The organism is Citrobacter sp. RHBSTW-00029, from assembly GCF_014104295.1.
In the GTDB taxonomy this organism is placed as follows: Bacteria; Pseudomonadota; Gammaproteobacteria; order Enterobacterales; family Enterobacteriaceae; genus Citrobacter; species Citrobacter youngae.
The window spans coordinates 4,453,163-4,479,331 of record NZ_JABXRT010000001.1 but is presented as its reverse complement, the minus strand read 5'-3'; the positions used below and the strand labels follow the sequence as shown (position 1 = coordinate 4,479,331).

Here is a 26,169-nt window from a genome sequence, read left to right as displayed (position 1 = left end):
TTCATTTTCCGAGTTGTGATAAGATGGACGAATGAGCCGTTATGGCCGTTTATCGAAAGGAAGAAGTCAATGCGCAATCTGGTTAAATATGTCGGTATTGGCCTGCTGGTTATGGGGCTTGCGGCCTGTGATAATAGCGATACAAAAGCGCCAGCAGAGAAAGCTGCCGCAGAAAGTAGCGCCAGCGGACAACCGGTCAGCCTGCTCGACGGCAAACTCAGTTTTTCCCTGCCAGCGGATATGACCGATCAGAGCGGCAAGCTGGGCACTCAGGCGAACAATATGCACGTCTATTCTGACGCAACCGGCCAGAAAGCGGTGATTGTGATTGTTGGCGACAACACCAACGAAGACCTGGCTGTGCTGGCAAAACGTCTGGAAGATCAGCAGCGTAGCCGTGACCCGCAGTTGCAGGTCGTCACCAATAAATCCATTGAGCTGAAAGGCCACACGCTGCAGCAGTTAGACAGCATCATCTCGGCTAAAGGCCAGACCGCTTACTCTTCTGTGGTGTTGGGCAAAGTGGATAACCAACTGCTGACCCTGCAAATCACGCTGCCTGCTGACGATCAGCAAAAGGCGCAGACTACCGCAGAAAACATCATTAACACGCTGGTTATCCAGTAACGGTTAAGACGATGACGCGGCCTCCGGTGACACCACCTGAGGCCGTTTTTTTAACCGCCAGGTCAGCAATAACGCCACCGCCACCAGCCCTGCTGCCGCCAGATAGATAACCGGCACGCCCGCCCACGTCATTACCAGCCCAGCCAGCGGCCCGGTAACACCCAGCGATAAATCCATAAATACCGTGTAGGTCGCCAGCGCAGCGCCCTGGTTTTGCTGTGGGACCGCTTTTACCGCCACCACGCCCAGCGCCGGGAAAACCAGCGAGAACCCGGCCCCAGCCAGCAGAACGCCGATTTTCGCCATCCACGGCATGGAAGCCATCCCGACCAGTAGCAGCCCGACAATCTCGACGCTAAAGCAAATCATCGCGACATTCAGCCCGCCTAACCGGTTGATGCCATTTGGGAATAGCAGACGAGTACCGACAAACGTGCAGCTAAATAGCGTCAGCGCGAAAGCCGCGCCGTCCCAGCCTTTAGCGTCGTAAAACAGGGTAATAAACGTGGCGATCACCCCAAAGCCGGCCGAGGCCAGCGCCAGCGCCATGCCGTACAACCAGACGCGTCCGAGCACCGCGCGAAACGGCAACGGTTTGCCTTTGCTGGCCTTCACCGCAGGACGAGGGAGCGCCAACAGTATCGCCAACAGCGCCACGCCCATCACGGTCAGCGCCAGCCCCTGTAAGCCCCCCCAGGCATAAAACAGAACGCCCAGCGGCGCACCTATCGCCATCGCGCCATAGGTCACGATGCCATTCCAGGAAATCACCCGTCCGATGTGCATTGAGCCAACTACCCCCACGCCCCACAGCGTAGAGCCAGTTCCGGCAAAGCTTTGCCCGATCCCGAGAATCACCCGCCCCAGACACAGCAGCAGCAGACTAGCCAACGGCCAGCCGTTCGTTGATCCAGCCAGCAAATAGCCCAGACCACTTAAAAAGCAGCCACACAGCCCGAATACCACAATCTTCTTTGGCCCCAGCAGATCGGCATAGCGACCGGCATGCGGACGGCTCAGCAGCGTAGCGAAATATTGCAGGCTGATGACCAGTCCAGCCCAAAAGGCGCTGAATCCCATCACATCATGGACGTAGCCCGGCAATACCGCGAGCGGCAGGCCGATGGTCAGATAGCTGGCGAAGTTAAACATCACCACGGAGACAATGCGCAGATTAAGGCGTAAACCGCTCAGCGTCGGTTCAGCGACGGGTTCGGGCATGGAGGGTCACCACATATTCACAACAGTGTTTCATTTCTACCATGTTGCAGCCCAGAAATCAGTAACCAGATTAGGAATATCGGCAGCAAGCCAGCCGCTACACTTAATGCAAAAATGCACACAGGAAGAAGACATGACAACCATTCAGCCTGACAAAACAGGTTTGCACATTTTACTTAAACTGGCCGCGCTGGTGGTGATCCTCGCCGGTATTCATGCCGCGGCGGATATCATTGTGCAACTGCTGCTGGCTCTCTTTTTTGCCATTGTGTTGAATCCGCTGGTCACCTGGTTTATTCGCCGGGGAGTACGTCGCCCGGTAGCCATTACGCTCGTAGTGGTGGTCATGCTGTTCGTCCTCACGGCACTGATCGGCGTTCTGGCGTCTTCGATCACGGAATTCATGGCTATGCTACCCAAATACAATAAGGAGCTGACGCGCAAAGTCCTGTATCTGCAAGAGATGGTGCCCTTTCTGAATTTGCATATGTCGCCAGAGCGCATCCTGCAACGTATCGATTCCGATAAACTCATGACCTTCACCACCACACTGATGACCAGCCTCTCTGGCGCCATGGCCAGCGTCGTTCTGCTGGTGATGACGGTCGTCTTTATGCTGTTTGAGGTGCGCCATGTTCCTTATAAGCTGCGCTTTGCGCTGAACAACCCACAAATCCATATTGCAGGGCTGCATCGGGCGCTCAAGGGCGTATCTCACTATCTGGCACTGAAAACGTTGCTCAGCCTATGGACTGGCGCTATCGTCTGGCTGGGACTGGCGCTGATGGGGATTCAGTTTGCTCTGATGTGGGGCGTGTTGGCCTTCCTGCTCAATTATGTGCCCAATATAGGCTCGGTTATTTCCGCCGTGCCGCCCATGATTCAGGCGCTGCTGTTCAACGGCATTTACGAATGCGTACTGGTTGGCGCGCTGTTTCTGGTGGTGCATATGGTGATTGGCAATATCCTCGAGCCGCGCATGATGGGGCATCGCCTGGGATTATCGACGCTAATCGTCTTCCTCTCTCTGTTGGTATGGGGATGGCTGCTCGGCCCGGTAGGCATGCTGCTCTCTGTGCCGTTAACCAGCGTGTGTAAAATCTGGATGGAAACCACCACTGGTGGCAGCAAACTGGCCATTTTGCTGGGTCCCGGCAGACCCAAAAGTCGGCTACCCTGAAAAACTACCAACCGAGGTAGTTTTTATCTTTTTATATGCCCGTTAAACTGATATCCATACAGGTATATATCGCAATTTATCTTAAATAAAGAGTGAAAAGGATTTCATTTTTTAATAAAGAAAATACATAAGTCAACGTACGGATGTCTTTGCCAAACCACATAAGAATAATGAATCCCCCCACAGCATTTAACTCAAACTATCTGCCTATATTTAAAGGTTATTTTATTTGATACGTTTTATCTAAAAATCTATACTTCTCGCCGATGATTACGCTGAAAAATTTCCGTTGAAGAAAGTCACCGAATATTACCATCCGGCAACCTCATCGCCTTGCTATCGGACACGTGAAATAAAATGCTGATTTAGCTTAAATAAAATCACGGGAACTGCAGGGTGATCATTATTTCGAAGCTTATTATTAAACACGTATAAACAGTACTTTGAGAGGGAGTTTTAATGAAACAGTATATTAAGTGGTTTGCGGCCATTGCCGTTGTCGGTGCGCTGGCGGGATGTGCACGTACTGCGCCGATCGATCAAGTTCACACCAGCGTAAGCGCGGGGCACACTCAGGATCAGGTTAAAACCGCCATTCTGAAAGCGGGCATTCAACGCCAATGGGTCATGTCTGAAGCCGGTCCTGGTGTCATTAAAGCACGCCAACAGACCCGCGATCATGTGGCTGAAGTCCGTATCACCTATACCGCCACCAGCTATGACATTAAATACGACAGCAGCCTTAACCTGCAGGCTTCTGGTGGAAAAATTCATAAAAACTACAACCGCTGGGTACGCAATCTGGATAAAGACATCCAGCTCAATCTGTCAGCCGGTGCCAATCTGTAATTACGCCTAAAGTCGGGCCGAAAAGGCCCGATACTCTTACTCTCTGCCATTTAACAGGTTGTCCCCACATGTACGAACAGGATTCGCTTAGCGCACTGGATGCCATTACTGAAGCACAACGTATCGCCTTTGCCCCTATGCTTTTTCAAACCGCGTTGTGTCTGCGAAATGCGGGAGTACTCACCTGGCTGGACAAGCAAGGTAAACGCGGCGCCACGCTCGACGAAATTACCGAAAACAGCACCATCAACGAATATGCCGCCAGCATCCTGTTGGATATGGGGTTAAGTGGGCGAATTATTACCCACAAAGAAGGATATTATTACCTCGCTAAAGTCGGCCACTTCCTTTTACATGACACGATGACGCGTGTGAATATGGATTTCACCCAGGATGTTTGTTATCAGGGACTGTTCTATCTGGAGAATGCGCTGAAAGAAGGGAAGCCCGCGGGATTAAAAATTTTTGGCGACTGGCCAACAATCTATCCTGCACTGTCGCAATTACCCCTGGCTGCGCGTGAAAGTTGGTTCGCTTTCGATCATTACTATTCAGATGGCGCATTTGATGCCGCATTGCCATATGTATTCGCCAGCGCCCCTGCAACCCTGTACGATGTCGGCGGAAATACCGGGAAATGGGCATTACGTTGTTGTCAACATGATGACAATATTGCAGTCACTCTATTAGATTTGCCGCAACAAATTGCACTTGCCCGCGAAAATATCGAAAATACGGGATTATCCCATCGCATAAATTTCCATGCTGTGGATATGCTTAGCGACTCGCCTTTACCCGCAGAGGCAGATATCTGGTGGATGAGCCAATTTCTGGACTGTTTTTCCCCGGAACAAATTATCGCCATTCTGAGCAACATTGCTCGGGTGATGAAACCGGGCGCGAAGCTGTGCATTATGGAACTGTTTTGGGATGCCCAAAAATTTGAAGCGGCCTCATTTAGCCTGAATGCGTCTTCGCTTTATTTTACCTGTATGGCGAATGGCAACAGCCGCTTCTACAGCGTAGAGAAGTTTTATCACTATCTGAATCAGGCAGGTTTTCAGGTAGATGAACGCCACGACAACTTAGGTGTTGGGCATACTTTATTGATATGTCAGAAGAAAAAATAAGAAACAATCGGAACAACCGATTTACCGCGGATACGCGTTGATGAAATTTGCTTTCAACATTATCGACTGGCAGGCCAAGGCGCCAGGATTAAGCGAAACAGAACAGTGGCATGAATGGTCACGGTTTTCGCACGCCATCGATCCCACCGCGCCATTGGCTAAACTCAGCGAGTTACCGATGATGACGGCTCGCCGCCTCAGCTCCGGTAGCAAACTGGCCGTTGATTGCGGGCTGGCGATGCTACGCCGTCATGATATCGATGCCGTGTTGTACACCAGCCGCCATGGTGAGCTGGAGCGTAACTACAGGATCCTGCACGCCCTGGCGACTGAGCAGGCTCTCTCACCAACCGATTTCGCCCTCTCTGTGCATAATTCTGCCGTGGGAAACCTGACCATCGCCGCGAAAAAGCCGATTGTCTCCTCCTCGCTTTCCGCTGGCAGGGATACGTTCCAGCAGGGGCTATGCGAAGTCATCGGGCTGTTGCAGGCGGGATATCAGCGCGTATTGATGGTCGATTTCGACGGTTTTCTGCCCGAGTTTTATCATCCACAGTTGCCGCCTGATATGCCGACATGGCCGTTTGCCGTCGCGCTGGTTATTGAATCCGGTGATCGCTGGCAATGCGAAACCCGTCCACACTGCGCGCAAGGTGAGACGCCATTGCCACAAAGCCTGTTGTTTTTACAACATTATTTGCAAGATACCGCGGCGTTTACCCTGCCAGGCGAGCGCGTACAGTGGCAGTGGAGTCAGGGATGAACACGATTTTCCTGCGGCTTAATTGGGTATGGCGACTGGTGATGACCGGTTTTTGCTTTGCCCTGTTTGGCCTCGGCGGACTCCTCCTTTCTACTGTCTGGTTTAACGTATTGCTCATCGCAGTATGGGATAAAGCCCGACGTCGGCGTATCGCCAGACGCAGCATTGCTGCCAGTTTTCGCCTCTTTTTAACGGTGGCGAAGCGACTTGGCGTGCTGGATTACCAGATTGCAGGACGAGACATTTTACGCAACGAACAAGGGTGCCTGGTCGTCGCCAATCATCCGACGCTCATTGACTACGTGCTACTGGCCTCGGTCATGCCAGAAACCGACTGTCTGGTGAAAAGCGCATTACTAAAAAACCCGTTTCTTGGCGGCGTGGTCCGGGCAGCAGATTATCTGATTAACAGTCAGGCTGATGCGCTGTTACCCGCGTGCCAGCAACGTCTGGAACAAGGCGATACCATTTTAATTTTCCCCGAGGGAACCCGTACACGCCCCGGAGAGGAAATGACGTTACAGCGTGGTGCGGCGAATATCGCCGTACGCTGCAGCAGCGATTTACGCATCGTAACCATAAGCTGCAGCGAACAAATGCTGGATAAAGAAAGCAAATGGTACGACGTCCCATCGATAAAGCCCATGTTTACCGTTTCAGTACACGAACGGGTTAAGATCGACCAATTTTACGACGCAAATTCACAAGAACCGGCGCTGGCCGCAAGGCAGTTGAACCGGCATCTTTTGCTTCAATTACAACCAGGTACTTTACCTCTTTCAGGAATTAATGATGCAAGCGCTTTATCTTGAAATCAAAAATCTCATTATAACGACATTGAATCTCGACGAACTGACAGCTGACGATATTGATACCGAAGCGGCACTCTTTGGCGATGGATTAGGTCTGGACTCAATCGACGCCCTGGAGCTTGGGCTGGCGGTGAAAAACGAGTATGGCGTGGTCCTCTCAGCAGAGAGCGAAGAAATGCGCCAGCACTTCTTCTCCGTCGCCACGCTGGCATCGTTCATTCACGCGCAACGTGCCTGAGGATAGTCCGTTATGACCGAACAAAAAGCCATTTACGAAGAAGTCTCATCACTGCTGGTCAAGCTATTTGAAGTCGACCCGCAGGACATTAAGCCTGAGGCGCGCCTGTACGAAGATCTGGAACTCGACAGCATCGACGCCGTCGACATGATCGTGCATCTGCAAAAGAAAACCGGTAAGAAAATTAAACCGGAAGAGTTCAAAGCAGTACGCACCGTACAAGATGTCGTCAACGCGGTAGAACGCCTTCTCAAAGAAGCGTAATTCACCGTGTCGGGCACTCGCTCGCTGCCAGTCGTACAACTGCTAACAGGCCTACTGTTGTTGGCCTGGCCGTTTTTGATCTGGTTTGGCCTTGCGCATAACAGTCTGCACTGGTTGCTACCGTTGATGGCGCTACTCCTTTTTTTACGCTTTCGCCAGACCCGGCGACAGGCGGGGCCGTTGCGCGTTGTAACACAGGTCGTGGCGGTTGCGGGTATCACGTTGTGCATTGCCAGTTATCTGCTCAAAACGCATCAGTTGCTGCTGTTTTATCCGGTAGTGGTAAACGCCGTGATGCTGTCGGTTTTTGGCGGATCGCTTTGGTCCGCGATGCCCATTGTTGAACGCCTGGCGCGGCTGCGCGACCCAAATCTGCCCGAGACAGGAGTACGCTACACACGCCGTGTGACACAAATCTGGTGCGCCTTTTTCATCATCAACGGCAGCGTTGCGCTCTTTACCGCACTGAATGGCGATATGACCCTGTGGACGACCTGGAACGGTATGGTTTCCTATCTGCTGATGGGAACATTGATGGCCGGCGAGTGGTTAGTTCGCCAGCTGGTGATAAAACGAGATACCCAATGAAGCAGCCCCTCACACTTGCTCAATGGCTCTGTGACCCACGCCCGAACGACGTCCCTGTTGCGTGGCAGGAAGAGCATACCTGGACGCTGGGTCATCTGCGCCATGATGTGGCCCAGTTGATAACGTACCTGCAGCAGCAGGAAGGTGAACGCTGGGCATTGTGCTTCGAGAACAGCTATTTATTTATCGTCGCGCTGCTGGCCACGCTCCATGCTGGCAAAACGCCGGTGATCCCAGGGCACTGTCGCGTTTCGTTGTTAAACGAGCAGCACAGGCTGTTTGACGGCGTACTGAGCGATAAAGCGCTGGAATGGCAGGGGACACTGCGGGTGGTCAGTACTGCCATGGCATCCGTAACCCACGACATCACGTTTCCGGCAATACGCAGCGATGCCTTTGTGGAGCTGTTCACTTCCGGTTCGACCGGCCAGCCGAAACGCGTGATCAAACCGATCGCTCGCCTGGATAGCGAAGCGGCATTGCTCGCGACGCGCTTTGCCGATCGTCTCGCAGGTTGCCGGGTGGTCGCGTCAGTGGTTCCGCAACATCTGTATGGTCTGACGTTTCGTATCTTCTTGCCAATGGCCTTAGGTCTGCCGCTGCACGCGGCAATGCTATGGTATGCCGAACAACTGGCGGCGCTGAGCCATGAGCATCGGTATGCGTTTATCAGCAGTCCGGCGTTTCTGAAACGCCTCGACCACCATCTGGCACCGCCGCCGGTCGAACTGATTCTGTCTGCGGGCGGTATGCTGCCCTGGCAGGACGTCGCACAGGCTGCTGACTGGCTGAATGTCTGGCCCGATGAGATCTACGGCAGCACTGAAACCGGGATCCTTGCGTGGCGTTATCGCCATCAAGATGATGTGGCATGGCTGCCTTTTCCCGGCGTCAGATTTCAGCCAGAAAATGACGCGTTTCGTGTATTTTCACCGCTAATTACCGCTGATGATGGCCTGTTGCTGGATGATATTCTGCAATTTACCGAAAATGGTCAGTTTCGCCTGATGGGCAGGCGCGGGCGAGTCGTCAAGATTGAAGAGAAACGCATTTCACTCAGCGAAGTGGAGCAACGCTTGCTGGCACTGGACGGTATCCGTGATGTCGCGGCATTGCCGGTCTCACGCGGGGGACGCCAGGGCGTTGGCGTCCTGCTGGTACTGGATGACAAAACCCACCAACGCTGGCTCGCATGCGGAGGAAAACAGCAAGAACTGACCTGGCGACGTTCGCTGTTGCCCTGGCTGGAGCCGGTCGCCGTTCCCCGCTACTGGCGGGTGATTGATGAGATTCCGGTCAACAGTATGAACAAGCGTGTCTATGCGCAATTACAGGAGTTATTTCATGAAACCCCATGAAATCGAGCGCCATCAGGCACAGCCTCAACAGGCTGAGATTGTTTTACATCTCGACCCTTCGCTGTTTTGGTTCAGCGGGCATTTTGCCGTGCAGCCACTACTGCCAGGCGTTGCACAGCTGGATTGGGCGATGCATTACGCCACCACGTTGCTGGTCCCTGGCTGGCGTTTTCACAGTATTCAGAACGTGAAGTTCCAGTCACCGCTATTGCCTGGAACCACCATCACCCTGAGTCTGATCTGGCAGGAAGAACGTCAGATGCTCTCTTTTAGTTATCAGCGCCACGACGGTGAAGCGCGCCATACCGCCAGCAGCGGGAAGATTCGGTTATGTCGCTGACGTTTTCCCCGTGCGTGTTGATCCCCTGCTATAACCACGGCGCAATGATGTCGGGCGTATTGGATCGTCTTCAGCCATTCAATCTCCCCTGCATTGTGGTGGACGATGGCAGCGACAAGACCACACAAGATGAACTGGCACGCCTGGCGGCAGAATACGGCAATCTGACGTTAATTCGCCTGCCGGTCAACGCAGGCAAAGGCGCGGCGGTGATTAGCGGAATTCAGGCGGCGGCAGATGCCGGGTTCAGTCATGCCGTGCAGGTCGATGCCGACGGTCAGCATGCCATTGAAGATATTCCCAGACTACTTGCATTGGCAAAAGAACATCCGGCAGCGCTCATTTCCGGACAACCGATTTACGATGATTCTGTCCCTCGCTCGCGCCTGTACGGACGCTGGGTAACCCACATCTGGGTGTGGATAGAAACGCTCTCGATGCAGCTAAAAGACAGCATGTGCGGCTTCCGGGTGTATCCGGTGACACCTACACTGCAACTGGCACAGCGCGTGACGCTCGGCAAACGGATGGATTTTGATACCGAAGTGATGGTGCGTCTCTACTGGCAAGGCAACCCCAGCTATTTTATCCCCACACGAGTCATCTATCCGCAGGACGGGCTATCCCATTTTGACGCGCTCAAAGACAATCTGCGCATTTCATTAATGCACACTCGCCTGTTTTTTGGCATGTTGCCACGCATCCCCTCCCTGCTTTTTCGTCGTTCATCAACACACTGGGCGCAGCAGCAGGAAGTCAAAGGGCTGTGGGGAATGCGTCTGATGTTGCTGGTCTGGCGTTTACTGGGTCGCAAAGCCTTCTCCCTGCTACTGTATCCGGTAGTCGGCGTTTACTGGCTCACCGCATCAACTGCCCGAAAAGCCTCTCAGAGCTGGATTCGCCGCGTACGGGCGCAACTGATCGCACGCCGGATGCCAGTACCGTCAAACCTGACCAGTTATCAGCATTTCCTGCGTTTTGGCGGCGCGATGCTGGATAAAATTGCCAGCTGGCGCGGTGAGCTGCACGTCGGCCGCGATGTTGTTTTTGCACCAGGCGCAGAAGAGACGCTAAATGTCAGCGACCCGCGAGGAAAACTGCTGCTGGCCTCACATTTGGGCGATGTCGAAGCCTGTCGGGCACTCGCCCAGCTACAGGGCAGTAAAACAATCAATGCGCTGGTATTTAGCGATAACGCCCAACGCTTTAAAAAAATTATGGAAGAGATGGCCCCGCAGGCTGGGTTAAACCTGCTACCGGTGAACGATATTGGCCCGGATACCGCCATTCTGCTCAAAGAGAAACTGGATCGTGGCGAATGGATCGCCATCGTTGGCGATCGCATCGCAGTCACTACCCAACGTGGCGGCGAATGGCGTGTCTGCTGGAGCCGCTTTATGGGGCAAGTTGCGCCCTTCCCACAGGGCCCGTTCATTCTTGCGTCTATTTTACGCTGTCCGGTGGATCTGATTTTCGCCCTGCGCCAGCAGGAGAAACTACGCATCCACTGCGAACCATTTGCTGACCCGCTGCTCTTGCCGCGTGCCACCCGACAACAGGCATTACAGAATACCGTCGATCGCTACGCCGAACGCCTTGAGCACTATGCACTTCAGTCGCCACTCGACTGGTTTAACTTTTTCGATTTCTGGCAGTTGCCGGACACCAAAGACAAGGAGTAAAGGGTGCTTAACGATCCCCGCTTTACGGCTGAAGTCGAGCTGACTATTCCGTTTCACGACGTCGATATGATGGGTGTAGCGTGGCATGGCAACTACTTCCGCTATTTCGAGATTGCCCGCGAGGCACTGCTGAACCAATTCAATTACGGTTATCGGCAGATGAAAGCGTCCGGCTATTTGTGGCCCGTGGTCGACACCCGGGTGAAGTATCGCAACGCCCTGACTTTCGAGCAGCGTATCCGTGTGCGTGCCCGTATTAAAGAGTTCGAAAATCGCCTGCGTATCGACTACGACATTTTCGATGCTGAAACAGGAAAACGCGCCACAACGGGCTATACCATCCAGGTCGCCGTGGACGAAAAAAGCCGTGAGCTGTGCTTTGTCAGCCCGGATATTTTGTTTGAACGAATGGGAGTGACGCCATGAAATTATGGCCATTGTTGGTGCTGCTCATCAGCCCTTTTGTCAGCGCTCTGACGCTTGATGACCTGCAACAGCGTTTTACCGAACAGCCGGTCGTTCGCGCCCATTTCGATCAAACCCGGACGATAAAAGATCTGCCGCAGCCGCTGCGGTCTCAGGGCAAAATGCTGATCGCCCGTGACCAGGGTCTGTTGTGGGACCAAACCGCGCCGTTCCCGATGCAACTGTTGCTTGATGATAAGCGGATGGTTCAGGTGATTAACGGTCAGCCACCGCAGACCATCACCGCCGAAAACAACCCGCAAATGTTCCAGTTCAATCATCTGCTACGTGCATTATTCCAGGCGGATCGTAAGGTGCTGGAGCAAAACTTCCGCGTGACCTTTACCGACGTAGGGGAGGGGCGCTGGACGTTACGCCTGACGCCAATCACCACGCCACTGGATAAGATTTTCGCGACGATTGATTTAGCTGGTAAGACCTACCTGGAGAGCATTCAGCTCAATGACAAGCAGGGCGATCGCACCGATATCGCGCTTTCCCAACACCAACTGACGCCAGCGCAACTGACCGATGATGAACGCCAACGCTTTGCCGCCCAGTAAACGTCCCGCGCTGTTATGGGGGCTCGCCTGCCTGATTATGCTGGGCGTCTTGTTGACGCTACTCCCGCAGGCCAGGCTCAATAGCAGCGTGCTGGCCATGCTGCCAAAACAGGCAATGGGCGACATTCCCCCGAGCCTGAACGAAGGCTTTATGCAGCGCCTCGACCGGCAACTGGTCTGGCTGGTGAGTTCCGGTAAGCAACCGGACCCGTCGGCGGCGCAAGACTGGCTGACGCTGCTGCAAAAATCGCACGCGCTGGCCCAGGTGAAAGGCCCGATGGACGCCGACAGCCAGCAGGCATGGGGGGCTTTCTTCTGGAAACACCGTAACGGCCTGATAGATAACGATACCCGCGCTCGTCTGCAAAACGGCGGCGAAGCCCAGGCCCAGTGGATCCTGTCCCAGCTTTACTCCGCATTCTCCGGCGTCAGCGGCAAAGAGTTGCAAAACGATCCCCTCATGCTGATGCGCGGCTCGCAGTTGGCCATGGCCAAAAATGGCCAGCGTTTACGCCTGATGGACGGCTGGCTGGTCACTCAGGACGAGCAAGGCAACTACTGGTATCTGTTACATGGCGAGCTGACCGGCTCATCGTTTGATATGCAACAGACGCACCAATTGGTCACCACGCTGAATACGCTGGAAGGTGAGTTCAAAGCCCACTATCCGCAGGCACAATTACTGTCTCGCGGAACGCTGTTCTACAGCGATTACGCCAGCCAGCAGGCGAAACAGGATATCTCGACCCTAGGCATAGCGACCGTGATCGGGGTGATCCTGCTCATCGTGGCCGTGTTTCGTTCGCTGCGTCCGCTGCTGCTGTGCCTGATTTCAATTGGTATTGGCGCGCTGGCGGGAACCGTCGTCACGTTGCTGATTTTTGGCGAACTCCATCTGATGACGCTGGTGATGAGCATGAGCATCATCGGTATTTCCGCCGATTATACGCTCTACTATTTGACCGAGCGGATGGTGCACGGTGCAGAAACATCGCCATGGCAAAGCCTTGCCAAAGTACGCAATGCCCTGCTCCTGGCACTGCTCACTACCGTGGCGGCTTATCTGATTATGATGCTGGCCCCCTTCCCCGGTATTCGCCAGATGGCGGTATTCGCGGCGGTGAGTCTGAGTGCCTCGTGCCTGACGGTCATTTTCTGGCACCCATGGTTGTGTCACAGGTTGCCGGTGCGCCCGGTTCCGGCAATGGTACTCATGCTACGCTGGCTTGCCGCCTGGCGGCGGAATAAGAAATTATCCGTTGGCCTACCGGTGGCGCTCGCGTTGTTCTCGTTGGCAGGCATGGCAACGCTACGCGTAGACGATGATATCTCCCAGTTACAGGCGCTGCCGCAGAACATTCTCGCTCAGGAAAAAGCAATTACCGCCCTGACCGGGCAAAGCGTCGACCAGAAGTGGTTTGTCGTGTACGGCAAATCCGCTCAACAAACGCTGGAGCGACTGGAAGCCTTTACTCCCGCGCTGGAAGAGGCAAAAAAAGACGGATTACTCAGCGGATATCGCACTATTCCGTTAAATTCGCTCGCCCGGCAGCAGCAGGATCTCACCCTGTTAAAAGATGCCGCGCCCGCCGTCACAAAAGCCTTAAACAGCGCCGGGCTGACAACGGTGAAACCCGATCTTAGCGCCATGCCGGTCACCGTCGATGCCTGGCTTTCCAGCCCGGCCAGTGAAGGCTGGCGCTTACTGTGGCTGTCGCTGGCAGACGGTGAAAGCAGCGTGCTGGTTCCCGTTGAAGGAGTGAAACAAAGTGATGCTTTAAACACGCTCAGCACAAAATATTCCGGCGTTGCGTGGGTGGATCGTAAGAGCAGCTTTGACACTCTGTTTGCGCTGTATCGCCATATTCTGACGGGCTTGCTATGCGTTGCGCTGGCAGTAATTGCCTGTGGTGCCGTCATTCGACTTGGCTGGCGTAAGGGCTTAACTAGCCTGGTCCCCTCAGTGCTGTCTTTAGGTTGTGGTCTGGCGGTACTGGCTCTGAGTGGGCACGCGCTCAACCTGTTCTCGCTGCTGGCACTGGTGCTGGTGCTGGGGATTGGCATTAACTACACGCTGTTTTTCAGTAATCCACGCGGTACGCCACTGACGTCGCTACTGGCTATCACACTGGCGATGATGACTACGCTCCTGACGCTCGGCATGCTGGTCTTTAGCGCCACTCAGGCAATCAGCAGTTTTGGCATTGTATTGGTGAGCGGTATTTTCACTGCATTTTTGCTGTCACCGCTGGCGATGCCAACGAAAAGAGAGAAGAAAAAAAGATGATGTTATCGACATTTTTTGCCGGGTGGCGGATTCGCCTTATCAGGCCGTTAATGATAGCGCTCGCCGCACTGATTCTTTCCGGTTGCAGCCACACACAGCCGGAACAGCAAGGCCGCCCACAAGCCTGGTTAGAGCCGGGAACACGTGTGACGCTACCTGCTCCGGGGATTTCTCCCGCGGTGAATTCACAACAGCTGCTGACCGGAAGTTTTAACGGCAAAACGCAGTCGCTGTTGGTCATGCTTAATGCTGATGATAAGAAAATCACACTGGCCGGGTTGTCATCAGTTGGCATTCGCCTGTTCCTCGTGACTTACGATGAAAAAGGATTGCACACCGAACAATCGATCATCGTTCCGCAACTGCCGCCCGCAAGCCAGGTGCTGGCTGACGTGATGCTTAGTCATTGGCCAATTAGCGCCTGGCAACCGCAATTACCTCAAGGCTGGACGCTCGTCGATACGGGCGATACACGTGAACTGCGCAATAGCCGCGGCAAACTGGTCACGGAAATCACGTATATGAATCGCAAAGGAAAACGCGAACCGATCAGCATTGAGCAGCACGTATTTAAATACCACATCACCATTCAATACCTGGGTGACTGAGATGATCTACATTTCTGCCGTTGGCATGATTAACGCGTTGGGCAATAACACCGATGAAATCGCCGCCAACCTCACACGTGGCATAGCGCCGGGAATGCGTCCGCGCGCGAACTGGCTACAAGGACATCCACCCGCCGTATTAGCAGGCGTTGACGGTGATCTGCCCGCGATCCCTCAGCAATTTAGCGCACATCGTTCGCGCAATAACCAGCTACTGCTGGCTGCACTGGCACAAATCCAGCCACAGGTAGACGACGCTATCGCCCGGTTTGGCCGCGATCGTATTGCTGTCGTTCTCGGCACCAGCACCTCCGGTCTGAATGAAGGTGACGTTCACGTTGATCTGATGCTCAACGACAAAGAGAGCACCGACTGGCGCTACCCGCAGCAGGAACTGGGCGATCCGTCGCGTTTTCTTAGCCACTGGCTGGCGCTGGATGGCCCGGCCTTTACGCTCTCAACCGCCTGCTCGTCCAGTGCACGGGCAATCATGAGCGGGCGTCGCTTAATCGAATCTGGTCTGGTGGATATTGCCATTGTCGGCGGTGCCGATACGCTAAGTCGGATGCCCATCAACGGTTTCCACAGTCTGGAATCGCTCTCCCCAACGCGATGTCAGCCGTTTGGCCGCGACCGCAATGGGATCACCATCGGCGAAGGCGCCGCATTGATGGTATTAACCCGCGAGCCACAGCCCATTGCGCTGCTGGGTGTCGGCGAATCCAGCGATGCATACCATATTTCGGCTCCCCACCCGCAGGGAGAAGGTGCCATTCGCGCCATAGGCCAGGCACTTAACGACGCAAGAATGACACCGGAACACGTGGGCTATATCAATCTGCACGGAACGGCCACTCCGCTCAACGATCAGATTGAGTCCAACGTCGTAAGCACGCTATTTGGCGACACGGTCCCATGCAGTTCAACCAAACACCTGACCGGGCACACGCTGGGCGCGGCGGGGATCACCGAAGCAGCAATCAGTATGCTGATTCTGCAACGCAACCTGCCCCTGCCACCGCAGGATTTTAGCCAGTCGCCGCGCGATGAAACATTGCCACCCTGCGGCATCATTGAACAACCGCAGCCGCTGACTCGCCCGGTAATCTTATCTAACTCGTTCGCCTTCGGCGGTAATAATGCCAGCATCCTGCTCGGGAGAATCTCATGAGCCACTATTTATCACCGGGCGATTATTTACCGCATGACGCGCCGATGCTGCTCCTTGAAGAGGTCGTCAGTGTGGCGTACGAAACCGCCACCTGCCACGTGACGGTATCGGCAAACAGTGTACTGGCCCCTTTCCTCGACCCCGATGGCAATCTGCCCGGCTGGTTCGCACTGGAATTAATGGCGCAGACCATTGGCGTCTGGTCTGGCTGGCACCGCCAGCAATACGGTCAGGCGAGTATTGCATTAGGTATGGTGCTGGGCGCACGCGAGTTAGTCTGTGCTGCGGGTGTTCTGCCTGCCGGAAAGCGGCTGAGCATTCATGTCAAATTGCTGATGCAGGATGCACGATTCGGTAGCTTTGAATGCGTCATTCAGGCAGACAACAAGACGCTGGCAACCGGTCGCGTCAACACCTTCCAGCCGACAACAGAAGAAATTAACACGCTATTTCAACAAGGAGCGTCCACATGAGTCGTTCAGTTTTAGTTACGGGTGCCAGCAAAGGTATCGGTCGCGCCATCGCCAGACAACTGGCGGCAGACGGCTTTGTGGTCGGCGTGCACTATCATCGCGATACACAAGGTGCACAAGACACGCTGGAGGCTATCCTCGCCGCTGGCGGCGCAGGGCGTCTGTTGACGTTTGACGTTGCCAATCGCGAGCAATGCCGTGAAGTACTGGAGCACGATATTGAGGTTAACGGCGCATGGTACGGCATTGTCAGCAACGCCGGGGTAACGCGTGATGCCGCCTTCCCTGCGCTCAGCGATAACGACTGGGATGCGGTGATCCACACCAACCTCGACAGCTTTTACAACGTCATTCATCCGTGCATTATGCCGATGATTAGCGCACGCCAGGGGGGGCGTATCATCACACTGTCTTCGGTATCCGGCGTGATGGGCAACCGCGGTCAGGTTAATTACAGTGCAGCAAAAGCCGGTATTATTGGCGCCACCAAAGCGCTGGCCATCGAACTGGCAAAACGCAAAATTACCGTAAACTGTATTGCACCAGGACTGATTGATACCGGGATGATCGAGATGGAAGAAGCCGCATTGAAAGAGGCGATGTCGATGATCCCCATGAAACGGATAGGTCAGGCTGAAGAAGTGGCCGGGCTTGCCAGTTATTTAATGTCGGATGTGGCGGGCTATGTCACTCGCCAGGTGATTTCCATCAATGGAGGGATGTTATGACACGTCGTGTCGTGATTACAGGCATGGGCGGCGTCACCGCCTTTGGGGAAAACTGGCAGGATGTCTCAGCCAGGCTATTGGCGTATGAAAATGCGGTACGCAAAATGCCGGAGTGGCAGGTTTATGACGGACTGCACACGCTGTTGGGTGCGCCGATCGATAACTTCACTCTGCCGGAACACTATACCCGCAAGCGCATTCGCGCCATGGGTCGCGTGTCGCTGATGTCCACTCGCGCATCAGAACTGGCGTTAGAACAAGCCGGACTGATTGGCGATCGGGTACTGACCAACGGTGAAACCGGAATAGCATACGGTTCCTCCACAGGCAGCACCGGGCCGGTGAGTGAGTTCGCGACCATGCTGACCGAGAAGCACACCAATAACATCACCGGCACGACCTATGTGCAAATGATGCCGCACACCACGGCTGTTAACACCGGATTGTTTTTCGGCCTGCGTGGGCGAGTCATCCCGACATCCAGCGCCTGCACCTCCGGTAGCCAGGCAATTGGTTACGCATGGGAAGCCATCCGACACGGTTATCAAACTGTGATGGTTGCCGGTGGTGCAGAAGAACTGTGCCCTTCCGAAGCCGCCGTATTTGATACGCTGTTCGCCACCAGCCAGCGCAACGACGAACCGAAAACCACTCCCTCCCCATTCGATGAAAAACGCGATGGTCTGGTCATCGGGGAAGGTGCTGGTACGCTGGTGCTGGAAGAGTTGGAACACGCTAAAGCGCGCGGAGCAACGATTTACGGTGAAATCGTCGGCTTTGCCACTAACTGCGATGCTGCCCATATCACCCAGCCACAGCGTGAGACAATGCAGATTTGCATGGAAAAATCGCTGAGCATGGCCGGTATTAGCGCCCGGGATATCGGCTATATTTCAGCGCACGGTACCGCTACCGATCGTGGCGATATTGCAGAAAGTCAGGCGACTGCCGCAATTTATGGTGATAATGTGCCGCTATCCTCGCTTAAAAGCTATTTTGGGCATACCCTTGGCGCTTGTGGCGCACTGGAGGCCTGGATGAGTCTGCAAATGATGCGTGAAGGCTGGTTTGCGCCTACGCTGAATTTGAGTCAGCCAGATGCCAATTGTGGCGCGCTGGATTACATTATGGGTGAAGCCCGCAAGATTGATTGCGAGTTTTTGCAGAGCAATAACTTTGCGTTTGGCGGCATCAATACTTCTATCATCATCAAACGTTGGCCGTGATATGTACCGGATCGTTCTAGGGAAAGTTTCTGATTTAAGCACCGGCGTGCTGCCTCATGCGCTCTATGAGCAGGCACCGCAGGGTGCTCGCCGCGCACGCTGGTTGGCTGGCCGCGTGCTGCTTTCCCATGCCCTTTCCCCATTGCCTGATATCGTCTACGGCGAGCAAGGAAAACCGGCCTTTTCAGCCGACACGCCGCTGTGGTTCAATCTTAGCCACAGCGGTGATGACATTGCTCTGCTGCTTAGCGACGAAGGGGAAGTGGGCTGCGATATTGAAGTCGTGCGCCCGCGCGAAAACTGGAAGACGCTGGCGAATACGGTGTTCAGTCTTGGGGAACATGCCGAAATCGAAGCAGAACATCCGGAACACCAACTGGCGGCTTTCTGGCGCATCTGGACGCGCAAAGAAGCCATCGTTAAGCAGCGTGGCGGCAGCGCCTGGCAAATTGTCAGCGTCGATAGCACTACACTGACATCCTCGCTCTCCGTTAGCCAGTGCCAGCTCGAAACCCTGAGTCTGGCCGTGTGCACGCCAACGCCATTTACCCTGACAGCCGACGCCGTGCAGAGGCTGTAACTCCCGCATTCCCTGTGCGCCAACGCGCGACATGAAAGGTTAACTGCAGATGCAACGAGTCACCATTACTCTCGATGACGATTTACTGGAAACGCTGGATAGCCTGAGCCAGCGCCGTGGTTACAACAACCGTTCTGAAGCGATTCGCGATATTTTGCGTGGTGCGCTGGCGCAGGAAACGACCCAGGAGCATGGCACTCAGGGCTTCGCGGTACTCTCGTATGTTTATGAACATGAGAAGCGTGATTTGGCCAGCCGCATTGTTTCGACGCAGCACCATCACCATGATTTATCGGTCGCTACGCTACACGTTCACATCAACCATGACGACTGCCTGGAAATCGCCGTACTAAAAGGCGACATGGGCGATGTTCAGCATTTTGCCGATGATGTGATTTCCCAGCGCGGAGTGCGCCACGGTCATTTGCAGTGCCTGCCGAAAGAAGAGTAATTACCTGTTTCGTTGCCGGGGGCGCTTCGCTTGCCCGGCCTACACCCGTTCTCGTTTGTAGGCCGGATAAGGCGTAGCCGCCATCCGGCAATAATGTTCACGCCATCGTGCCAATCGTCTTTCTAAAGCGCAGCAGCGCTATCAGGAAGAACGCACTGCCAATCGCCAGCAACGTCAGAAACTGCGGCCAGACGATGCCGAACCCTGCGCCACGATAAAGAATCGCCTGCGCCAGGCTGACAAAGTGGGTAGTCGGCATCGTCAGCATGATGTCCTGTACGGCCTGCGGCATGCTTTCACGCGGCGTGGAGCCGCCGGAGAGCATCTGTAACGGCAACAGCACCAGAATCATCAGCAATCCCAGTTGCGGCATGGAGCGCGCCAGCGTGCCCATAAAAATACCGATCGAGGTGGTCGCGAACAGGCTTAGCGCCACGCCCAGCATAAACAGCGGTATCGAACCTTCAATGGGTACGCCAAGCACACCTTTTACCATCAGCATCAGCGACAGACCGGAAACCACCAGCACCACCAGCCCCATCGACCAGATTTTTGCCATCATGATCTCAAACGGCGTTACCGGCATCACCAGCAGATGCTCAATGGTCCCGTGCTCACGTTCGCGAATTAGCGCCGAGCCGGTGAGCACAATCGCCAGCATGGTAATGTTGTTGATGATTGCCATCACCGCGCCAAAACGGGCAGGTTCCAGATTGGGGTTAAAGCGCATGCGCATTTCCAGCGCCACCGGCGGCTCACTGTTGTCACGGTAACGCGCCACAAAGCTGTTCACTTCGCCGCTGATGATATTCTGGATATAACTGTTGCCGGTAAAGGCCTGGCTCATCCGCGTGGCATCGACGTTAACCTGAATATCCGGCTGTCTTCCTGCCAGCACATCGCGCTGAAAATCAGGCGGAATGTTCACGGCGAAGGTGTAGCGTCCGGCATCCAGCCCGGCATCCATCTCATCGGCGGTGATCATCTCCGGCGGTAAAAACCACGGGCGATAAAAGCTGTTCACAATCCGGTTCGACAGCTGTGACTGGTCCATATCGGCAATAGCAATCGGCGCCAGATGCAGCGAACCCGGCAGGACGGTCGCGGAAGAATAAACCGAAATCGTGAAGGCAAAGACGATCAGCGTCAGCATCGCTTTGTCGCCCAGCAGGCTGCGTAACTCTTTGATGCCGAGGTTATAAATATTACGTAGTCGGCGCATCACCCCTCCTGTTTTTTCAGCAGTAATACGCTCAAACCAATCACCACCGGAATGGCTACCGCCAGCGGCATAAACAGCTGCCAGAGATCCGTCAGATCCAACGCTTTAGAGAACGTCCCGCGCGCAATGGTCAGAAAATGGCTGGTCGGATAAATTTCGCCAATCCAGCGTCCAGGTCCTTCGAGCGAGGCGACCGGGTCGATCATCCCGGAAAACTGCGTCGCCGGGATCAGCGTAATAATTGCCGTACCAAAAATGGCGGCGATCTGGCTTTTCATAAACGTGGAGATTAACAACCCCAGTCCGGTGGCAATGGTGACGTACAGCAGCGCGGCCAGCGTCAGAGTCATAAAGCTGCCCTTATGCGGGACGCCGAACACAAACACCGACAGCGCACACAGCAGCAGGAAGTTCAGCATGCCCAGTACGATATAAGGCAACTGTTTGCCGAGCAAAAACTCACTGCGGGTGGTGGGTGTAACGTACAGGTTGATAATCGATCCCAGCTCTTTTTCGCGCACCACGCTGAGGGCACTGAGCATGGAAGGGATCATCATCAGCAGCAGCGGGATCACTGCCGGAACAATCGCCGGCAGGCTCTTCACATCCGGGTTGTAACGATAGCGAGTTTCAATGGTCATCAGCCCGTTTTGCCCACTGGCATTGGGTTGATGCGCCATCACGTCCTGTAGCCAGGTCTGGTGCATCGCCTGTACGTAACCCCTTACCGTTTCGGCCCGGCTCGGCATTGCGCCATCGACCCAGACGCCAATCTTCACCGGCGTGCCACGCGCGATATCGCGGCCAAAGTTTGGCGGGATCTCTATTGCTACCGCCACTTCGCCCGAACGCATCCGTTTGTCCAGCTCGTCATAACTGGTGAGCGGCGGCTGCTCAATAAAATAGCGCGATCCCGCCAGATTCAGCGTCCACGCCTGGCTGCTGACGGTCTGGTCACGATCGAGCACCGAAAAACGCAGATTTTCCACGTCCATGCTGATGCCGTAGCCCATGATCAGCATCAGGATCACCGTCCCCATCAGCGCCAGCGTTGAACGCACCGGGTCCCGCCGCAGCTCCAGAGCTTCACGGCGGCTGTAGCTGAACAAGCGCCGCAGGCTAAAGCCCTGCCGCGGCGGCTGACTGTTTTCATGCACCAGCGGAGCAGTCGCTTGCGAAAGCGTCGCTTCCGGCGCCGGGCCTGCTGCTTCCTGTAGCCAGGAGATAAAAGCCTCTTCCAGGCTGGCGGCACCACGCTGTTTCACCAGCTCCTGCGGCGTGCCGCTGGCGAGTACTTTTCCGGCGTGCATCAGCGACATACGGTCGCAGCGCTCCGCTTCGTTCATAAAGTGGGTGGAGATAAAAATGGTCACTTTATCCTGACGCGACAGATCGACCATCAGTTGCCAGAACATGTCCCTTGCCACCGGATCGACCCCGGAGGTCGGCTCATCAAGAATCAACATTTCAGGGCGATGGATCACCGCCACCGCCAGCGACAGGCGTTGACGGATCCCCAACGGCAGCGCACCGGGCAACGTGTCTTCGACATCGGTCAGCGAAAAGCGCTCGCTCATCTCTTGTACCCGCCCGGGGATTTCCGCTTCGGGGATATGGAACAGTCGCGCGTGTAGCTCAAGGTTTTGCCGCACGGTCAGCTCGCTGTAGAGCGAAAACGCCTGCGACATATAGCCTACCCGGCGGCGGGTATCGATATTCTTCGGGTCAACCGCTTGCCCAAACAGCCACGCCTCACCTTCGCTTGCGGGCAGCAGACCGGTGAGCATCTTCATGGTGGTGGATTTACCGCAGCCGTTGGAGCCGAGAAAGCCGAAGATCTCCCCGCGGGGAATACGAAAGTTAACGTGGTCAACGGCGACAAACTTGCCGAAGCGCATGGTCAGATCTTTCGCCTCAATGGCAATCTCTTCCTGCTCAGCGTGATACGGCGGGATCACCACCGGTTTGTGCGCCTGACGCTGCGCTTCAGGTAACAACGCAATAAACGCCTGCTCCAGCGTGGCGCTGTTGGTTTGTTCTCGTAGCTGCTGGGCGCTGCCGGTGGCCAATACCTCACCCGCGTTCATCGCCACCAGCCAGTCAAAGCGCTCGGCTTCTTCCATATAGGCGGTGGCGACCAGCACGCTCATATTGGTCTGACGCTGGCGAATGCTGTTAATCAGATCCCAGAACTGGGCGCGGGACAGCGGGTCTACCCCGGTGGTGGGTTCATCAAGAATGAGCAATTCCGGGTCGTGGATTAACGCGCAGCACAGCCCCAGCTTTTGCTTCATCCCACCCGAGAGTTTCCCGGCAGGACGATCGCGAAACGGCGCCAGTCCGGTGCTGTTCAATAGCTCGGTAATCCGCGCTTCGCGTTCCGCTTTGTCATGACCAAACAGCCGGGCAAAGAAGTCGACGTTCTCATACACCGACAGCGTGTGGTACAGGTTTTTACCCAGCCCTTGCGGCATCCAGGCAATACGCGGGCAGACATCCCGGCGATGTTTTGGGTCGCGCATATCGCCGCCCAGCACCATCACGTTGCCGTGTTCAATCACCCGCGCACCGGAAATAAGCGACAGCAGGCTCGATTTTCCGACGCCATCCGGGCCAATCAGCCCCACCATACAGCGGGCGGGGATATCCAGCGTGATGTTGTTCAGCGCTACCGTTTTCCCGTAATGCTGACTCACGCCGTCAAGGTGCGCCACGGGAGGAACGGGAACCAGCGCCAGATGCGTCATTGCGGCAACCTCACCACCAGGTCGTCAGGCCAGGGGCGATTTTCATCCAGACGCACCCAGGCCATGCCCGGCAGACCGGTTTTCACGTACTCCAGATGCTGCTGCAACAGCTCTGGTGGAATACGCGCTTTGACGCGAAACATCAGCTTCAGCCGTTCATCGCTGGTTTCAACCGTTTTCGGCGTGAACTGCGCGACGCTAGCCACAAAGCTGATGGTCGCCGGAATACGCAGATCCGGTGCGGCATCCAGCACCAGTCGCGCTTCACCGCCAATCTTCAGCAGGCCAGCCTGTTCGGTCGGCAAGAAGAATGTCATGTAGACATCGCTGAGATCGACCATATTCAGCACGCGCCCGCCCGCGGAAAGCACCTCGCCCGGTTCGGCGACACGGTACTGCACGCGACCATCGCGCGGGGCTTTCAGCTCGCTGTCATCAATATCAGCGGCAATACGACGTTCGGTGGCCTGCGCGGCTTCTACGCGGGTTTGCGCCTGAATAATGCTGGTACGGGCGGCTTCAATTGCGGCTTTTGCCGCAGAGACCTGCGCCTTGGCGGATTCCAGCGCCGCGCGCGCGCTTTCCGCCGCAGCCCTGTCGTCATCCAGCTGTTGCTCAGACACGGCCCCACGCTGGGATAGCGAACGGGAGCGCACGTGACGTTTAGAGACCGACTGCAGTTCCGCCTCGCGCTGTTTTACCACCGACTGCGCGGCGCGCATTTCACTTTGCCGTTGTTCCAGCAACGCCCGTGCCGCCGCAACTGCACTTTCCGCTTCTTTGATTTGCGCGACCGCTTCCAGCCGCTGCTCGTGCAGCACGCGGGTATCCATTTTCGCCAGCACCTCGCCCTGACGAACGAACTGCCCTTCCGATACGAGGATCGTATCAATACGTCCGGCAATTTTGGTGGCAATATCCACTTCAGTGGCTTCAATTCTGCCGTTGCTGGCGGCAAACCCTTCCGGTATCCCCGCAGGACGCAACATCCACCATGCTATTGCAGCAACCACCACCACAATACCCGCGCCCCACCACACCAGATGACGCTTAATCTTATCCATATTCGACCCGCCGTAATCCCTGTTATCAAACGATGCGTGTCACAAAACCCACTGAACTGCTATTCAGTGAGAGATTCCATCCGGGATGAGAAGGAATGATAAACGATGGCCAAAGAGCGGACAGGCGTTATAGCAACGCATACCGCGAAGGAAGTGAATGACGAAAATGCTGTGAAATCGGGTAGTAATGTTGTCATCATCAGCGTTCCTGGCCGGAAATGAAACACGCATACTCATAACTGCTATCTATTGAATACTAACACCTGGATTCGATATGTCTATTCGGTTGTTCTCGCGATGTCATCGGGCAAAACAGTGTCCGGCAATCCACTCGCCGGACAAGCTTTTGGCGAGTGTTCTGTTTAAAACGCGTGTTGGTATAGCCGCAACGCATCATCTGCCGTGAGCGGAACAGGATTGTTATCCAGAAGACGAGTCTGCTGCATGGCATCCTGAGCCAATATCGCCAGCGTTTCAGCAGGTATATCGACATCGCGCAGCTTTTTCGGTGCACCCGATTCAGCAATAATGCGTACCATCGCAGCAATAAATATCGCGGCATCTTTCTCCATATTCCCCGACACCTCCTCGCCAATAACAGCAGCCAGCTCGGCATAGTACGGCGCAGCGACTGGCGCATTAAACTGCAGCACCGGAATCAGCATCAACGCATTCGACAACCCATGTGGAATATGGTGTCGTGCGCCAAGGGGATAAGCCAGCGCATGCACTGCGGCCACTGGGGAATTGGCAAAAGCCTGGCCTGCCAGCATCGCGCCCAGCAGAACATTTTCTCGCGCTTCACGGTTGTTCCCATCACGACAGGCAGTCACCAGATGGCGGCTAATTAAGCGTAATGCTTCCCGCGACAGCGCATCCGAAATGGGGTTCTTCTTATGTTTACCGGTATAAGCCTCAATGGCATGCACCATCGCGTCGATGCCAGCCGCCGCCGTATGAACCGGAGGAAGTCCAAGCGTCAATTGCGCATCCAGCAGCACCAAATCGCCATATAGCTGTGGTGCGACAATCCCCATTTTGCTGTCATCATTGGTCGTCAAAATCGAAATATTAGTGACTTCTGAGCCCGTCCCTGCCGTGGTAGGGATGTTAATCAGCGGCAGACGCTGCCCGGAAACTTTGCCAATACCGTAAAGCGCCTGCAGATCTTGCTCAGAGTTGATTAACACGGCCACCAGCTTCGCGACATCCAGCGAGGAGCCGCCGCCCAGACCAATGACCATGTCGCAATGGTCATCACGAGCAACCTGTAAGGCTTCCCGGACAAGACGTTCCTGCGGATCGGGTTGGACCCGATCATAGACCGTCACCTGAAACCCTGCCTCTTGCAGGCTATGCAAAACAGGCGGCAGAATCCCTGCTTTGACCAGTCCGGGGTCGGTCACCAACAACACGCGACGCGCGCTAAATCGCGGCTGAATAATCTCCCCTGCTCGTGATGCTCCCGCCCACTCGACGATAATTTCCGGTACAGTTGAAAACGTAAAATCCTTCATGACATTGTTCATTGA

The 26,169-nt window shown here is 55.1% G+C and carries 27 protein-coding genes; 22 read left to right on the top strand and 5 right to left on the bottom strand.

All coding sequences use genetic code 11. The annotated features are described in order from the left end of the window. Positions 1 to 69: 69 nt before the first annotated feature. Complete coding sequence (locus HV041_RS21610) at positions 70 to 627, top strand: DcrB family lipoprotein (protein ID WP_101742578.1); 558 nt, start codon at positions 70 to 72, stop codon at positions 625 to 627. 3 nt (positions 628 to 630) lie between these two features. Here HV041_RS21610 and HV041_RS21605 read toward each other — a convergent pair whose 3' ends face one another. Next, positions 631 to 1,848 carry an MFS transporter gene (locus HV041_RS21605; RefSeq protein ID WP_003827545.1) on the bottom strand — a complete coding sequence of 406 codons (1,218 nt, stop codon included), beginning with the start codon at positions 1,846 to 1,848 and terminating at the stop codon, positions 631 to 633. A gap of 133 nt (positions 1,849 to 1,981) precedes the next feature. On the opposite strand from HV041_RS21605, the gene HV041_RS21600 reads away from it, so the two are divergent. The 21 genes from HV041_RS21600 (at position 1,982) to nikR (ending at position 19,604) form a co-directional block, all read left to right on the top strand. After that, positions 1,982 to 3,028, top strand: coding sequence for an AI-2E family transporter (locus tag HV041_RS21600; RefSeq protein WP_048213592.1), 1,047 nt, complete (start codon positions 1,982 to 1,984; stop codon positions 3,026 to 3,028). 471 nt (positions 3,029 to 3,499) lie between these two features. After that, a complete protein-coding gene (locus tag HV041_RS21595; RefSeq protein ID WP_122973906.1) occupies positions 3,500 to 3,877 on the top strand; it encodes a hypothetical protein in 378 nt (125 codons plus the stop codon). A 68-nt stretch (positions 3,878 to 3,945) separates the two neighbouring features. Beyond that, positions 3,946 to 5,007: a class I SAM-dependent methyltransferase gene (locus HV041_RS21590; RefSeq protein WP_040231691.1), complete on the top strand. Its 1,062-nt coding sequence runs from the start codon at positions 3,946 to 3,948 to the stop codon at positions 5,005 to 5,007. A 40-nt stretch (positions 5,008 to 5,047) separates the two neighbouring features. Beyond that, entirely contained in the window at positions 5,048 to 5,770 is a 723-nt protein-coding gene (locus tag HV041_RS21585) for a beta-ketoacyl synthase chain length factor (protein ID WP_048213594.1), read from the top strand. Continuing rightward, positions 5,767 to 6,582, top strand: coding sequence for a lysophospholipid acyltransferase family protein (locus HV041_RS21580; RefSeq protein ID WP_061068760.1), 816 nt, complete (start codon positions 5,767 to 5,769; stop codon positions 6,580 to 6,582). Before HV041_RS21585 ends, HV041_RS21580 begins: the two co-directional genes overlap by 4 nt. Further along, positions 6,563 to 6,820 carry a phosphopantetheine-binding protein gene (locus tag HV041_RS21575; RefSeq protein ID WP_048213596.1) on the top strand — a complete coding sequence of 86 codons (258 nt, stop codon included), beginning with the start codon at positions 6,563 to 6,565 and terminating at the stop codon, positions 6,818 to 6,820. The genes HV041_RS21580 and HV041_RS21575 overlap by 20 nt, the downstream gene beginning before the upstream one ends. A 12-nt stretch (positions 6,821 to 6,832) precedes the next feature. After that, on the top strand, positions 6,833 to 7,084 hold the full coding sequence (locus HV041_RS21570) for an acyl carrier protein (RefSeq protein ID WP_121585164.1): 252 nt from the start codon (positions 6,833 to 6,835) through the stop codon (positions 7,082 to 7,084). 6 nt (positions 7,085 to 7,090) lie between these two features. Beyond that, a complete protein-coding gene (locus tag HV041_RS21565) occupies positions 7,091 to 7,672 on the top strand; it encodes a hypothetical protein (RefSeq protein WP_115601349.1) in 582 nt (193 codons plus the stop codon). After that, a complete protein-coding gene (locus HV041_RS21560) occupies positions 7,669 to 9,030 on the top strand; it encodes an AMP-binding protein (protein WP_121585165.1) in 1,362 nt (453 codons plus the stop codon). Before HV041_RS21565 ends, HV041_RS21560 begins: the two co-directional genes overlap by 4 nt. Then, the gene (locus tag HV041_RS21555; protein WP_121585166.1) at positions 9,017 to 9,370 is read left to right on the top strand and encodes a beta-hydroxyacyl-ACP dehydratase; all 354 of its coding nucleotides are present in this window, start codon (positions 9,017 to 9,019) and stop codon (positions 9,368 to 9,370) included. Before HV041_RS21560 ends, HV041_RS21555 begins: the two co-directional genes overlap by 14 nt. Then, entirely contained in the window at positions 9,361 to 11,052 is a 1,692-nt protein-coding gene (locus tag HV041_RS21550) for a glycosyltransferase (RefSeq protein ID WP_115601347.1), read from the top strand. Before HV041_RS21555 ends, HV041_RS21550 begins: the two co-directional genes overlap by 10 nt. 3 nt (positions 11,053 to 11,055) lie before the next feature. Next, positions 11,056 to 11,478 (top strand): thioesterase family protein, encoded by a 423-nt coding sequence (locus HV041_RS21545; RefSeq protein ID WP_048213601.1) that lies wholly within the window; start codon positions 11,056 to 11,058, stop codon positions 11,476 to 11,478. Beyond that, on the top strand, positions 11,475 to 12,080 hold the full coding sequence (locus tag HV041_RS21540; RefSeq protein WP_048213602.1) for an outer membrane lipoprotein carrier protein LolA: 606 nt from the start codon (positions 11,475 to 11,477) through the stop codon (positions 12,078 to 12,080). Before HV041_RS21545 ends, HV041_RS21540 begins: the two co-directional genes overlap by 4 nt. Next, positions 12,049 to 14,367, top strand: coding sequence for an MMPL family transporter (locus HV041_RS21535; RefSeq protein ID WP_182294266.1), 2,319 nt, complete (start codon positions 12,049 to 12,051; stop codon positions 14,365 to 14,367). Before HV041_RS21540 ends, HV041_RS21535 begins: the two co-directional genes overlap by 32 nt. A 50-nt stretch (positions 14,368 to 14,417) precedes the next feature. After that, complete coding sequence (locus HV041_RS21530; protein ID WP_121585510.1) at positions 14,418 to 14,975, top strand: DUF3261 domain-containing protein; 558 nt, start codon at positions 14,418 to 14,420, stop codon at positions 14,973 to 14,975. Between the two features lies 1 nt (position 14,976). Beyond that, a complete protein-coding gene (locus tag HV041_RS21525) occupies positions 14,977 to 16,146 on the top strand; it encodes a beta-ketoacyl-[acyl-carrier-protein] synthase family protein (RefSeq protein WP_061068765.1) in 1,170 nt (389 codons plus the stop codon). After that, the gene (locus HV041_RS21520) at positions 16,143 to 16,619 is read left to right on the top strand and encodes a 3-hydroxy-fatty acyl-ACP dehydratase (RefSeq protein WP_121585168.1); all 477 of its coding nucleotides are present in this window, start codon (positions 16,143 to 16,145) and stop codon (positions 16,617 to 16,619) included. Before HV041_RS21525 ends, HV041_RS21520 begins: the two co-directional genes overlap by 4 nt. Then, positions 16,616 to 17,347: a 3-ketoacyl-ACP reductase FabG2 gene (locus HV041_RS21515; RefSeq protein WP_040231673.1), complete on the top strand. Its 732-nt coding sequence runs from the start codon at positions 16,616 to 16,618 to the stop codon at positions 17,345 to 17,347. The genes HV041_RS21520 and HV041_RS21515 overlap by 4 nt, the downstream gene beginning before the upstream one ends. Continuing rightward, positions 17,344 to 18,573, top strand: coding sequence for a beta-ketoacyl-ACP synthase (locus HV041_RS21510; protein WP_048213607.1), 1,230 nt, complete (start codon positions 17,344 to 17,346; stop codon positions 18,571 to 18,573). Before HV041_RS21515 ends, HV041_RS21510 begins: the two co-directional genes overlap by 4 nt. A 1-nt stretch (position 18,574) precedes the next feature. Next, positions 18,575 to 19,153, top strand: coding sequence for a 4'-phosphopantetheinyl transferase AcpT (gene acpT, locus HV041_RS21505; RefSeq protein WP_048213608.1), 579 nt, complete (start codon positions 18,575 to 18,577; stop codon positions 19,151 to 19,153). A gap of 49 nt (positions 19,154 to 19,202) precedes the next feature. Beyond that, on the top strand, positions 19,203 to 19,604 hold the full coding sequence (gene nikR / locus HV041_RS21500) for a nickel-responsive transcriptional regulator NikR (RefSeq protein WP_005121550.1): 402 nt from the start codon (positions 19,203 to 19,205) through the stop codon (positions 19,602 to 19,604). Between the two features lie 97 nt (positions 19,605 to 19,701). Here the strand turns inward: nikR and HV041_RS21495 are convergent, their stop codons facing one another. From HV041_RS21495 to HV041_RS21480, 4 genes are all read right to left on the bottom strand, one after another. Further along, positions 19,702 to 20,826 (bottom strand): ABC transporter permease, encoded by a 1,125-nt coding sequence (locus HV041_RS21495; protein ID WP_048213609.1) that lies wholly within the window; start codon positions 20,824 to 20,826, stop codon positions 19,702 to 19,704. After that, the gene (rbbA, locus tag HV041_RS21490; protein ID WP_121585169.1) at positions 20,826 to 23,573 is read right to left on the bottom strand and encodes a ribosome-associated ATPase/putative transporter RbbA; all 2,748 of its coding nucleotides are present in this window, start codon (positions 23,571 to 23,573) and stop codon (positions 20,826 to 20,828) included. The genes HV041_RS21495 and rbbA overlap by 1 nt, the downstream gene beginning before the upstream one ends. Continuing rightward, entirely contained in the window at positions 23,570 to 24,637 is a 1,068-nt protein-coding gene (locus HV041_RS21485; RefSeq protein WP_048213611.1) for an HlyD family efflux transporter periplasmic adaptor subunit, read from the bottom strand. Before HV041_RS21485 ends, rbbA begins: the two co-directional genes overlap by 4 nt. Positions 24,638 to 24,999: 362 nt before the next feature. After that, complete coding sequence (locus HV041_RS21480; protein WP_121585170.1) at positions 25,000 to 26,166, bottom strand: iron-containing alcohol dehydrogenase; 1,167 nt, start codon at positions 26,164 to 26,166, stop codon at positions 25,000 to 25,002. Positions 26,167 to 26,169: the final 3 nt, after the last annotated feature.